This window comes from Peptococcus niger, from assembly GCF_900101835.1.
GTDB lineage: Bacteria > Bacillota > Peptococcia > Peptococcales > Peptococcaceae > Peptococcus > Peptococcus niger.
In genome coordinates, this window is the sequence record NZ_FNAF01000022.1 from 1 (window position 1) to 11,627 (window position 11,627).

12 protein-coding genes, 1 rRNA gene and 1 pseudogene are annotated in these 11,627 nt (G+C 49.3%); 12 read left to right on the forward strand and 2 right to left on the reverse strand.

Translation table 11 applies throughout. The features are described 5' to 3' along the window. Positions 1-88 (forward strand): 5S ribosomal RNA (rrf, locus tag BLQ16_RS09300); the annotation flags it as partial. 415 nt (positions 89-503) lie between these two features. Here rrf and BLQ16_RS09305 read toward each other — a convergent pair. Both BLQ16_RS09305 and metG read right to left on the reverse strand, forming a co-directional pair. After that, positions 504-1,301, reverse strand: coding sequence for a TatD family hydrolase (locus BLQ16_RS09305; RefSeq protein ID WP_091792448.1), 798 nt, complete (start codon positions 1,299-1,301; stop codon positions 504-506). Next, positions 1,301-3,235 carry a methionine--tRNA ligase gene (gene metG / locus BLQ16_RS09310; RefSeq protein WP_091792449.1) on the reverse strand — a complete coding sequence of 645 codons (1,935 nt, stop codon included), beginning with the start codon at positions 3,233-3,235 and terminating at the stop codon, positions 1,301-1,303. The genes BLQ16_RS09305 and metG overlap by 1 nt, the downstream gene beginning before the upstream one ends. 226 nt (positions 3,236-3,461) lie before the next feature. Between metG and BLQ16_RS09315 the strand changes: the two genes are divergently transcribed. The 11 genes and pseudogenes from BLQ16_RS09315 to BLQ16_RS09365 form a co-directional block, all read left to right on the forward strand. Then, positions 3,462-4,325: a DUF695 domain-containing protein gene (locus BLQ16_RS09315; protein ID WP_091792450.1), complete on the forward strand. Its 864-nt coding sequence runs from the start codon at positions 3,462-3,464 to the stop codon at positions 4,323-4,325. Between the two features lie 7 nt (positions 4,326-4,332). Next, the gene (locus BLQ16_RS09320) at positions 4,333-5,187 is read left to right on the forward strand and encodes an NUDIX domain-containing protein (protein ID WP_159428077.1); all 855 of its coding nucleotides are present in this window, start codon (positions 4,333-4,335) and stop codon (positions 5,185-5,187) included. A 13-nt stretch (positions 5,188-5,200) separates the two neighbouring features. Further along, positions 5,201-6,643, forward strand: coding sequence for a nicotinate phosphoribosyltransferase (locus BLQ16_RS09325; protein WP_091792452.1), 1,443 nt, complete (start codon positions 5,201-5,203; stop codon positions 6,641-6,643). A gap of 197 nt (positions 6,644-6,840) precedes the next feature. Beyond that, positions 6,841-7,545: a glycosyltransferase family 2 protein gene (locus tag BLQ16_RS09330; RefSeq protein WP_242868993.1), complete on the forward strand. Its 705-nt coding sequence runs from the start codon at positions 6,841-6,843 to the stop codon at positions 7,543-7,545. A gap of 12 nt (positions 7,546-7,557) precedes the next feature. Continuing rightward, the gene (locus BLQ16_RS09335) at positions 7,558-7,935 is read left to right on the forward strand and encodes a DUF2304 domain-containing protein (RefSeq protein WP_091792454.1); all 378 of its coding nucleotides are present in this window, start codon (positions 7,558-7,560) and stop codon (positions 7,933-7,935) included. Next, positions 7,916-9,733, forward strand: coding sequence for a hypothetical protein (locus tag BLQ16_RS09340; protein ID WP_144019698.1), 1,818 nt, complete (start codon positions 7,916-7,918; stop codon positions 9,731-9,733). The genes BLQ16_RS09335 and BLQ16_RS09340 overlap by 20 nt, the downstream gene beginning before the upstream one ends. 17 nt (positions 9,734-9,750) lie before the next feature. After that, entirely contained in the window at positions 9,751-10,092 is a 342-nt protein-coding gene (locus BLQ16_RS09345; protein WP_091792456.1) for a DMT family transporter, read from the forward strand. Between the two features lie 136 nt (positions 10,093-10,228). Continuing rightward, positions 10,229-10,519: a 30S ribosomal protein S6 gene (gene rpsF / locus BLQ16_RS09350; RefSeq protein WP_091792457.1), complete on the forward strand. Its 291-nt coding sequence runs from the start codon at positions 10,229-10,231 to the stop codon at positions 10,517-10,519. Positions 10,520-10,542: 23 nt separating this feature from the next. Beyond that, positions 10,543-10,992 carry a single-stranded DNA-binding protein gene (locus tag BLQ16_RS09355; protein ID WP_091792458.1) on the forward strand — a complete coding sequence of 150 codons (450 nt, stop codon included), beginning with the start codon at positions 10,543-10,545 and terminating at the stop codon, positions 10,990-10,992. An 18-nt stretch (positions 10,993-11,010) separates the two neighbouring features. Next, complete coding sequence (gene rpsR / locus BLQ16_RS09360) at positions 11,011-11,244, forward strand: 30S ribosomal protein S18 (protein ID WP_091792459.1); 234 nt, start codon at positions 11,011-11,013, stop codon at positions 11,242-11,244. Between the two features lie 170 nt (positions 11,245-11,414). Beyond that, positions 11,415-11,551 (forward strand): annotated as a pseudogene (locus BLQ16_RS09365) (transposase); the annotation flags it as partial. Positions 11,552-11,627 lie beyond the last annotated feature (76 nt).

Below are 11,627 nucleotides of genomic sequence, written 5' to 3' on the forward strand. Positions count from 1 at the left end.
CTGTACCCATCTCGAACACAGAAGTTAAGCCTTTCAGCGCCGACGATAGCAGGTAGACTTTTCCTGTGAAAATAGGTCATTGCCGGGTACATAAAGGAGTAGCCCCCTCAACAGAGGGGGCTATTCCTTTATACATCTGTCTGTGCCTATTTTTGGGTAGAAGTACTTGCCGTCAGGGGTATGGCGGGCACGAGCCCATAAGGCGCTAACATGTAGACCACTCTCAAGCGGTCATTGCCGGGTACATAAGAAAACGTCAGGACATCCGTCCTGGCGTTTTTTTAGTTGCCTTGGCTAGACCTATTTTTGAGTAGAAGTCCCTGCCGTCAGGGGTATGGCGAGCACGAGCCCATAAGGCGCCAACATATAGACCTCTCCCAAGCGGTCACCTGCGGGTACATAAAAAATAGAAGCCTTCCTGAATAGGGAGACTTCTATTTTTTATATGCTTATCTGTGCTTGTTTTTGATTCAAAGTCCCTGTCGTCAGGGGCTCTTGGATTATCAGGTTAGTATCGTCAAGTCGCTTGGATCCAGGCGGAAGAGGCGGCAGGCGTTTTCCCAGGCGGCGTCAATCACCGTTTCTGTTGGGATGTCTCGCAAGCGGGCAATTTCTTCAGCCACATATTGGGTATAGGCGGGCTCATTGCGCTTACCCCGGAAGGGGGTGGGCGTGAGGTAGGGGCAGTCGGTTTCAATTAAGAGGCGGTCCAAGGGGACGGCTTGTGCTACCCGCTTAATGGTTTTGGCGTTTTTAAAGGTGACCACACCGCCGATGCCGATGTAAAAATGATGGGCCAGCAATTCTTCCATCATTTCCAGCGATCCGCTGAAAGCGTGAAATACGCCGCCCACCGCTTGGGCATCGTTTGCCCAGAGGGTGTCCATGGTATCCCGGTGGGCGTCTCGGTCGTGGATGATGAGCGGCTTCTGAACGGCCTTGGCCAGGTCAATGTGCTCTTTCAAAAGGGCTTTCTGAGCCTCTTTTGATGCCGTCATCCAGTAATAATCCAGACCTGTTTCGCCGATGGCTCGCACTTGAGGGTGGTGGGCCAGGTCGCAAATTTTCGTCATCAGGGCATCGCTGCGGTCCGGTTCATTCGCCGGATGAAGGGCAACGGCGGCAAAAACAGTGTCAACCCTTTCTGCCAGCTGCACAGCGCCTTGGATGTCGTCAAGGCCTTCACAGCCGATGTTCATAACGGCGCCGCAAGCTTGACGGGTACGGGCCATGACCTCTTCAAAATCCGGGGCAAAGGCTTCATCTAAAAGGTGGGCGTGTGAGTCGAATAATTGAGCCATCAGGAAATCTCCGATCCGGCCGGCATTTCTTTATGGACTTGCAAGAGTTCCAAAACAGCGTCGTCCTCACTGGCGGCGGTTAAGAGCATCCCGTGACTTTCAATGCCGCGAATTTTTCGCGGGGCCAGGTTGGCCACTAAAATGACCTGCTTGCCCACCAGGTCAGACGGGTCGGTGTAGGCAGAGCGGATGCCGGAGACCACCGTGCGCTCCTCATCGCCAATGTCCAAGCGGAACTTCAGAAGACGGTCCGCCTTTTCAACCGGTTCACAGGCCAAGACCTTTGCCAAGCGTAAGTCCAATTTGGCAAAATCGTCATAAGCGATTGCCGGCTTGCCGGTCGCTGCCGGTTCTGCGGTTGCACCGGCTTCTTTATCCGCAGGCAATTCCAAGCTTTTCGGGTCAATGCGGGGGAAGAGGGCCTCTCCCTTATGGACCTTGGTCCCGGCTTGGGCTTTGCCCCAAACAGCTGCGTCTGCCCAGAGGGCATCGCTGAAGTCATAATTCAACTGCTCACTGCAGCGTCCCGGCAAGGCGGGCATAAAGGGCTTGAGCAGGGTGGTGATAATCCGGATGGATTCGTACAGATTGTAGAGGACGGTGGCCAACCGGTCGCGCTGATCTGGATCTTTGGCAAGGACCCAGGGGCTGGTTTCGTCAATGTATTTGTTGGCGCGACGGATCAATTGCCAAATGCTTTCCAGTGCCAGCGGGAACTGAAGGACATCCAGGTGCTTGGCTGCCTGGTCAGGCGTATCGGCGGCCAAGTGGCGTAAGTCATCATCCGGTGCGGCGACCTTATCCGACGGGGCCGGCAGCAGGCCGTCAAAGTACTTGTCAATCATGGCCACGGTGCGGCTGACCAAATTGCCGTAATCATTGGCCAAGTCAGTATTGATGCGGCGCAAGAGGGCCTCTTCGCTGTAGTTGCCGTCCTGGCCGAAACTGACCTCACGCAGGAGGAAGTAGCGGATGGCGTCTACCCCGTATTTATCCAAGAGTTCATTCGGATCGACCACATTGCCCTTGGATTTGCTCATCTTGCCGCCACCGACCAAGAGCCAGCCGTGGGCATAGACATGCTTGGGAATGGGCAAGTCTGCCGCCATCAGCATAATCGGCCAAATGATGGTATGGAAGCGGGCAATGTCTTTGCCGACCATGTGCACATCCGCCGGCCAGAACTTTTCATAGAGGGATTCGTCATCTGTTCCCCAGCCTAGGGCGGAAATATAGTTGAGCAGGGCGTCGAACCAGACATAGACCACGTGCTTGTCGTTCATCGGCACCTTAATGCCCCAGTCAAAGCTGGTGCGTGAAATGCAGAGGTCTTCCAGCCCTTGTTTGACAAAGCTGATCATTTCATTGCGGCGAGTTTCCGGCTGGATAAATTCTGGATGGGCGTCAATGTACTCGAGCCAACGGTCGGCGTATTTGCTCATTTTAAAGAAATAGCTTTCTTCCTCCAGCCATTCGGTCGGTTTGCCGCAGTCCGGGCAGGTCTTGTCTTCGCCGACCTGTGTTTCTGTGAAAAAGGTTTCACAGGAGGTGCAATAATGGCCCTCGTAACTGGAAAGGTAGATATCGCCTTGATCGTAAACCTTTTGGAAAAATTTCTGCACCGCTTTATGGTGAAAGGGCATGGTGGTGCGAATAAATTGGTCATTGGAAATCATCAGCCGCTGCCAGAGCTTTTGGATGCCGGAGACGATGTCATCCACATAAGCCTGTGGCGTCATACCGGATGCTTCTGCGGCGCGCTGGATTTTCATACCGTGCTCATCGGAGCCGGTCAGGAAATAGGTATCATAGCCTTGCATGTCCTTGTAACGGCGCATGGTGTCAGCCATGGTGGTGCTGTAGGCATGCCCAATGTGCAATTTGGCACTGGGGTAATAAATTGGGGTCGTAATGTAGAAGGTTGGCTTACTCATAGAATCCTCCTCGTTTCGGATGCCTTGTGGCGTCTTTTGTTAAGTATAGGGTTTACGCGTGAGATTTGTCAATGGAGAGGTCTGTGCCGACGGCTGCCGCTTTTTTCAGAAGGATCAGCCGGGCCCTTTTAGCCGAATAAAGAAGGCCTTGGAAGCCGTATTTTTTTGACGCCTGGAGAGCTGTGCGTTATAATCGTTTCATAACGACAAATTATAAGGAGTGCCTATGAACGAACATAAAGATAAGCAAGACGTTAAGGATATGATCACTTTTTCCACCGGAGAGGACCAACTCCAGCGCCACGATAAACTGATGGACAATCCTCGGCAGTATGAGCTGTACGTGACGCAAGTGGACGACTACAATGCGCTGATTCAAGTAGACCTGGGCCTGCGGGACGTCGCACCGGTGCCGGCTTATTTTTGGCTGCTCGGCATCCAGGTGGAAATCCTCGACCCGGGCGACGACGGCTTTTATCAAGCCCATGAACGCGATGCCCTTCTCGGCTTGGAAGCGGAAATTATAGAAACCATGGAAACGGAAGGACATGCACGTTTTGTCGGATCGGTAACCTATGCCGGTACGCGGATGATGTACTTCTATGGCCAGGATGAAAACTACCTGCCGCCCATTGTGGGCAGCTTGGCGGCCAAACATGAGGACTATGAATTTAACTTTATGAGCGAAAAAGACGGTCCCTGGCGCTTCTTTTTCAATTCCCTCTATCCGGCAGAAGTGGATATGATGCACATTCGCAACCGCCACATGTTGGCCAACCTGGAGGCGGCCGGATTGGACCTGGAGGCCACCTATGCGGTGAGCTATTACTTCTATTTTCAGGATGGTGCTGCGCGTGCGCAAGCCGCCGCTCAGTTTCAGTTGATGGGCTTTGAAATTGTCGATGACCATATGTATGTGGAGTCATTAGAGCCCATGAGCCTGGGCCTGCGCATTATGGCCCATCATGACCTGTCTTATGCCACCATTACGGAAAAAACCTATGACTGTTTTGATGTGATGGAAAATTATGTCGGCATCTTTGACGGCTGGGAATTGTCCCCGGCGGAAGACCTGGACAAGTGGATTTGAGGCGCTTATGCAATTAAGTGAACAAGACCGGACCTTTCTTAAAGGCTACGATGCGTCTGCATACGACCGGCCTTCTGTCAGTGCAGACACCTTGCTTTTCCGCCTGAGCCCTGACAAGGGGCCGCGGAAATTACAAATGTTATTGATCCGTCGCAAGCGGCCGCCTTACGCCGGTGGCTGGGCCTTACCCGGCGGCTTCTGCGACCCGGATGAAAGCTTGGCCGCCTGCGCTGCCCGTGAATTGGCCGAGGAAACCGGGCTTGAAGCCCGCTACTACGGCCAGTGTGCGACCTACAGCCGCCCTGAACGCGATCCGCGTACGCGGGTAATCACCACCAGCCACCTGGCCATTTTGCCCCACGGGGCGGTTCAAAGGCCCCGGGCTGCTGATGACGCCGCCGAAGCCCAGTGGTTCGACCTGGATTTCAAACTTACTGCCGAGGGTGACCGGTTCATAGGGCCCCTGGTGCTCAGGGCCGGCGAGGAAACCATTCGCGCTGAAATCCTTATTGAACAGGATGGACAGGGGCGGTGGCAGCGTCGGCAGACGGCAGATGTTCCCAACCTGGCCTTTGACCATGCCGAATTAATCGCTGCCGGCATCAGCGCCTTGCGCGACAAACTCTACCGGACGGACCTGCCCTTTCAGATGCTGCCGCCGGTTTTTCAACTGCAAGACTTACAATACGTCTTTGAAGCGGTTCTCGGCGAAGAGCTTTTGCGCAGCACGTTTATCGCACATATCAACCACAAATTAATTCGGACCAGTGATGCCGATGCCGGACTGTCTGTTATGGAGCAGGAATACCGCTACGATGCGCAAGCCCTCTTTCATACGGCTCCTTTCGACATTTGGCTATAAAAAGGAGATACAAATGGACGAACGGAACCTCACCCTCTTGATGGATTTTTATGAATTAACGATGGGCAACGGATATTTTATGAACGGGCTAAAGGATCGGGAAGCCGTCTTTGACGCCTACTTCAGAGTTCTGCCGGATAAGGGCGGTTTTGCCATCATGGCCGGCCTGGAACAGGTCATTGCCTATATGGAAGACCTGCACTTTACCGAAGGAGACATTGCCTACCTGCGCAGCCGAAAACTATTTGATGAAGCCTTCCTGGATTATTTGGCCAATTTTGAATTTGCCTGCGATGTTTGGGCCATTCCTGAAGGGACGCCCGTATTCCCCGGCGAGCCCCTGGTGACCGTACGCGGTCCGGTGATTCAGGCGCAAATGCTTGAAACCATGACCCTCCTCCTGTTAAACCACCAATGCCTTATTGCCACCAAGGCCAACCGGATTGTTCGCGCTGCCCAGGGCCGGGCCGTGATGGAATTCGGCTCCCGGCGTGCCCAAGGCGCTGATGCCGCCAATTATGGCGCCCGCGCTGCCTACATTGCCGGCGTTGTCGGATCGGCTAATACCCTGACCGATCGCACCATGGGGATTCCGGCCCTGGGGACCATGGCCCACAGCTGGGTTCAATTGTTCGGCTCTGAATATGAGGCCTTTAAAGCCTATGCGGAAGTGTACCCGCAAGACTGCACCCTCTTGGTGGATACCTATGACGTGTTGCAGAGCGGTGTGCCCAATGCCATCCGCGTTTTTGATGAATGTGTTGTGCCGAGGGGCTACCGGCCTAAAGGGGTCCGCATTGATTCCGGGGACATCGCCTACCTCTCCAAGCGCGTGCGTCAAATGCTTGACGATGCCGGCTATAAGGATTGCGCCGTTGTTGCCTCCGGCGGCCTGGACGAATACATCATCCGGGACCTCTTCCAGCAAGGGGCCAAACTGGATTCCTTCGGGGTAGGCGAGCGGTTGATCACCGCCAAAAGCGACCCGGTCTTCGGTGGCGTCTATAAGATGGTTGCCGTTGCCGATGACGAAGGCAATCTGCAGCCGCGCATCAAAATCAGTGAAAACATTGATAAAATCACAACCCCCGGCTTCAAGTGCCCCTGGCGTCTCTTTGACCGGGACAGCGGCAAAGCCATTGCCGATGTCATCTCTTTAGCAGATGAGCAAATTTCCGAAGATGAGCCCTTTACCCTCTTTGACCCCAAAGCCATTTGGAAACGCAAGGTGGTGAATAATTTCCGGGCAGAACGCCTGCAAGTGCCCATCTTTGAAAAAGGCAAGCTCGTTTACCAACGCCCTGACGTCGATGACATCCGCCAATATTGTGCTGAAAAAATGGATACCCTTTGGGAAGAAGTCACTCGCTTTGAAAATCCGCATAAATATTATGTGGACTTTACCTATGACCTCTGGCAATTGCGGGAAGACATGCTCATGCGTCATCGCGTGTAAAAGTGCAGCCGTTCGATTCTATCGGGCGGCTGTTTTTTATGCGTTTCCGAAAATCATTAAGCATTAAGGTTAGATATTTAAAGATAGACATTCTAGAACATATTGTGCTATATTTGAGAAACTAAAGGGGGGAATCTGTCTGATGACAATGACCTTTTGTAAAATCAAAGTGAAGCTCAATGCGAGGAGAGGCTTGTGTGGAAACGCTAAAGAAATTGATTATCATCCCTGCTTACAACGAAAGGCATAATCTGGCATCGGTTATTATAGATATCCAACGTTATGCGCCGACTTTTGATTATGTTGTTATCAATGACTGTTCCACAGATGATACCCGTTCTCTCTGTGAGACCGAAGGATATCGTACAGTACATTTGGTAAAAAACTTAGGTATAGGTGGCGCTGTACAGACAGGCTACTTTTTCGCTAAAAAATACAATTATGATATTGCCGTGCAATTTGACGGGGATGGCCAGCATGATGCACGTTATCTGACGAAAATGGCGGAAAAAATGATTGAAGAACAAGCCGATGTTGTTATTGGTTCGCGTTTTATTGAGAAAGAAGGTTTTCAGTCGACGCGGCTGCGGCAAGCGGGTATTCATTTTTTATCCGGCTTGATTGCTTGTATACACAAACGTAAAATTTTTGATGTCACGTCCGGCTTACGAATGGTGAATCGACGTGTGATCGATGATTTTTGTGTTTATTATCCGAGTGATTATCCGGAGCCGGAAACGTTGGCTTCACTAATCCGACACCACTATCGCATTATTGAAGTGCCTGTCACCATGAGGACTCGGCAAGAAGGTCGTTCGTCAATCACGCCAGTACGATCTCTTTATTATATGCTGAAAGTCTCATTGGCAATTTTAATTGATGCGATGAAGCCTAAAGGCTAGGAAGGACAGCTTATGGAATTGCAATTACGGTTAATCATCATTTTAGTTTGTGTGATTACGTTGGTGTTTTTCGGTGAAGCGGTGCGACGGGGGAAAATTATGCTGCATATTACTTTCCCTTGGCTATTTTGCTTGGTTATTACCGGGGTGTTGGCAATCTTTCCGCCATTAATTGATCAAGTGGCGAGAGTGCTTGGTGTTATTAATTCGATGAATGCCCTGTTTTTTTGCGCGTTTATTTTTTTGAGTATTGTGGTATTTTTCAGCTATGCAACGATGAGCAAATTGCGGCAAGAAACCGTCCGTTTGATTCAAGAAACAGCGCTCTTAGAATATGAATTGCGCCGCCGAACATCAGAGGAGGCATTGCGTGATGACACAAAAATTTAGCACCAAAGCGTCCGTTTCTCAAAAACGTGTCTTGTTGATGCTTTTTTTGTGGGGCACTGAATGGATGTCCCTATGTCTTGCTGCATATTACTTCAATTATTTATCAGCTGATTTATTTTGTAAATTGGGTATACTGGTGGCTGTATGGTGCACTTGTACCGGTGCTTATAGTTTTTGCGACCAATGGCGTTTTAAGGCATTTTGGCACCCGGGAACGCTGCTGCTACTGATTACGTCCTCTGTCCTAATTACTTTTTGCTTTTTTGGAAAATCGGTCTTGTACAATGATGCCGGTTTGCACATGACCCTAGTTCATTGGCCAATAATTACAGTGCTGTTTTTACCGGTTTTAAAAACAGTGTCAGATGCTTTCCTATTGATGACAAGATTGCCGGTGCTGCTCTGCTCAAAACAGGCATCGTCTCATTGTCTGCCGCATATGGCGATTTTGTTTGTGATGCAAGTTATCATTTTGGGGTATTATTTTCAAGCGTTAATGCCGGGAAGCATGTCTTATGATACCTTTAATCAGTTACAGCAGATAGATGGCAGCATTCGCTACACCACTTGGCACCCGATTGCGCATACCTTGTTTTTAAAAGGCCTTTTCGGTTTAACCCATACCTTGGCGGCGCAAGCGGCTTTTCACATTTTCTTTTATTGTATCGTTACAACAGCTTTTGCTGGAGAATTGATGAAAAATCGACTGCGACCTATAGTGCTTTATATTGTTCTCGGTGGATTGGCAGTTTCACCTCACATTGGGATTAACCTGATGAGTTTATGGAAAGATATTCCTTTTACCATTGGCTTGTTATGGGCCGTGCTGATTCTTTATCGTATGCGCACTGTAAATGATTACTTTGCAACAGGGGCGGGGTCGTGTAAATTTTTCTTTTGCATGCTGATTATCGTATTATTTCGGTATAACGGTGTTTTGGCCTTTATTTTTTGTATACTCTACGCCCTTTATGATATTCTTCGACTTGAAAACGCAAAAAAATGGCGTGGTTGCCTTGCCATCGTCCTTTGTTTGCTGACCGTGTTTATCGTGACGGTACCACTGCCGAAAGCTCTGGATGCCGATCCGAATCCGGCCGGTATGAAGTTGCGTCCGATTTATCAAGGGTTGGGCGCCATGTACGAAGCTGGTGATAATGAAAAATTGGCGCCGAAAGCACAAAAAACAATGGAAAGAATTGCCTCACCGGAAGAATGGAAGGCGCATTACGATCCTTATTTTTCGGATATTTATATTAAAAATATCCGCTTGTTTATTCAAAAACTATCACTTATCAGTACAAGTGACTCGATTAGCTGGTACGTGCAGGCGCTTCAGCAATCGCCAGGCGTTATCTTGGGGGACCGATTTAATTTAGGACTGTTGACGTGGAGCGTTGCACCCGACCCGCTGAGCTATGATAATCGCTATACACTGGCCATTGAGCCGGACGTGACTAAGATCTATGGCATTGTCCGCGATGAAAACGACAAATTCAAAATTATTTCCGAAGTAGCAGCGGTTAGCAGTAATCATGCCTTGCCGGATATTTTCTTTTGGCGGGGTGGCATGTATTTGGCCCTGTTGATACTGATGTTGGCATTTGCGATGCGTGTGCAACGGCGGAGCTTACCGCTGCATCTGCCTTGGCTGGGAAATTTTATTGTCGTATTTTTGACAATGCCAGCGCAAGATTATCGCTATATCTGGTATCAAGCGCTGTTGTGTCCGTTTATAGGGCTTGCTATGATGACCTTGTGGCAACCGGAAAAGAATAGTGAATTGGAGGGACAATGAGATCGAAAGGAGCCAGTATGGGTATTTTTATCGCGTATATATTTTTTACGATGAGTGGATTATTACTGATGAAATTCAGCCGTGAAGGCATTGTTTTTGCTTTGGAAAACGGATCGTTTAACCTACACATTAATGTCACCATGCTGGTTGCGCTTTGTATGTATGGCGTGAGTTTTTTACTCTGGACCAGTCTGGTGGTCAATAATGACCTTGGATTCATCCTACCTTTTTCTACCGCTATTGTTAATGTTCTCTCAGTTACAGCGGGCATCTTACTGTTTCAGGAAAGCCTGACGCCGATGAAGGCCCTAGGCATTGCTTTGGCGATTTGCGGTGTGGTCATCATGAATTTAAAATGATAAGCGCTTAAAATATCGTGAAAAAACAGGTCATAAGCCTTGCTGTCGGCTGAGAACTGTGGTATAATTTGTGATTGTAATCCCTGCTCTGTAAATATTGATGCAGAGCCGTTAGTCCGGGGGGAGGAGGTGCAAAATGCGCGAATACGAATTGCTGTTTATTGTCAAAACGGAAATTCCTGAAGAAGGTACGCAAGAAGTGATTGATCGCTACAGTAAAGTACTGACCGATCACGGTGCTGAAGTTACCGCCGTTGACAAGTGGGGCAAACGTCGTTTGGCTTATGTCATTGACAAAAAATACACCGATGGTGTCTATGTCTTGATTAAGTTTAACGGTGACAGTGCCGCAGTGAACGAAGTGGATCGTTTGATGAAGATCGACGAACGTCTCCTGCGTCATCTGGTGACCCGTGTCGGCGAATAGTCTGACTTAAGAAAGGATTCTCCATGAATAAAATCATTCTGATCGGTCGCCTAGTAGCAGACCCCGAATTACGGTATACACAAAGCGGTATTCCTGTATGTAATTTTAGACTGGCAGTGGACAGACCCTATACAAACCAGAGTGGTGAGCGAGAAGCCGATTTCATTGATGTTGTGGTGTGGCGCAAAACGGCAGAAAACGTGGCGAAATTTATGAGTAAAGGTCGCCAAGTGGCCGTTGAAGGCGCACTGCAAATTCGCAGTTATGAGGATAACAACGGCATTCGTCGTCGGATCGCTGAAGTCCAGGCCAATAGCGTGGAATTTTTAGGTGGTGGCGGTCGTGCTCAGCAGGAGGACGGCTTCAGTCAAGGCGCTTCGCAGGACAATTTTTCTGCACCCCAGCGTCCGGCTGCGCCGCAAGGCGGTTTCGGTGAGGAAGTCACCTTTGACGATGACGACCTGCCTTTTTAATCCGGGAAGGAGATTCTAATGGCAAGACGAGAACGCGGCAGACGTTCCAGAAAGAAAGTCTGCAATTTTTGCGTCGATAAAGTCGATCACATCGACTACAAAGACAGCAACCGTCTGAAAAAATACATGACGGAACGCGGCAAAATTTTACCGCGTCGCATTACCGGCAATTGTGCCAAGCACCAACGTGCCGTTACGGTCGCTATTAAACGCGCTCGTGCGATGGCATTGCTGCCTTATTCCAACGACTGATTTAAAGTGCCGATGAAAATCGGCACTTTTTTTGCTTGTTCGCTTTAGCATGAATAAACCACCAGCTATGCTGGTGGTAGGAATAAAAAGCTTTAGCTTCAAGTAAAAAAAGAACCTCCTATGATAAAATTATTGTGTTATCGGCAATAAAATATCAAGGAGGTATCCATATGGATAAGAGAAGCTTAGCACATACAAGTTGGAATTGTAAGTATCATATCGTGTTTGCGCCAAAATATAAGCGACAGGTTATCTATGGGAGATTGAAAAAAGCATAGGAAAAGCGTTAAGAGACCTATGCAAGAGAAGCAGGTCAAATAAAGTATGAAAATAGGCGCTTTAGCGCCAACTGGGGGATTTGTTGCAAGAGAAAGAAATTCAGA

Coding starts and splice junctions, on each gene's coding strand:
- BLQ16_RS09305 (WP_091792448.1), bottom strand. CDS start 1,301: ATGGCTCAATTATTCGACTCACACGCCCACCTTTTAGATGAAGCCTTT.
- metG (WP_091792449.1), bottom strand. CDS start 3,235: ATGAGTAAGCCAACCTTCTACATTACGACCCCAATTTATTACCCCAGT.
- BLQ16_RS09315 (WP_091792450.1), top strand. CDS start 3,462: ATGAACGAACATAAAGATAAGCAAGACGTTAAGGATATGATCACTTTT.
- BLQ16_RS09320 (WP_159428077.1), top strand. CDS start 4,333: ATGCAATTAAGTGAACAAGACCGGACCTTTCTTAAAGGCTACGATGCG.
- BLQ16_RS09325 (WP_091792452.1), top strand. CDS start 5,201: ATGGACGAACGGAACCTCACCCTCTTGATGGATTTTTATGAATTAACG.
- BLQ16_RS09335 (WP_091792454.1), top strand. CDS start 7,558: ATGGAATTGCAATTACGGTTAATCATCATTTTAGTTTGTGTGATTACG.
- BLQ16_RS09345 (WP_091792456.1), top strand. CDS start 9,751: ATGGGTATTTTTATCGCGTATATATTTTTTACGATGAGTGGATTATTA.
- rpsF (WP_091792457.1), top strand. CDS start 10,229: ATGCGCGAATACGAATTGCTGTTTATTGTCAAAACGGAAATTCCTGAA.
- BLQ16_RS09355 (WP_091792458.1), top strand. CDS start 10,543: ATGAATAAAATCATTCTGATCGGTCGCCTAGTAGCAGACCCCGAATTA.
- rpsR (WP_091792459.1), top strand. CDS start 11,011: ATGGCAAGACGAGAACGCGGCAGACGTTCCAGAAAGAAAGTCTGCAAT.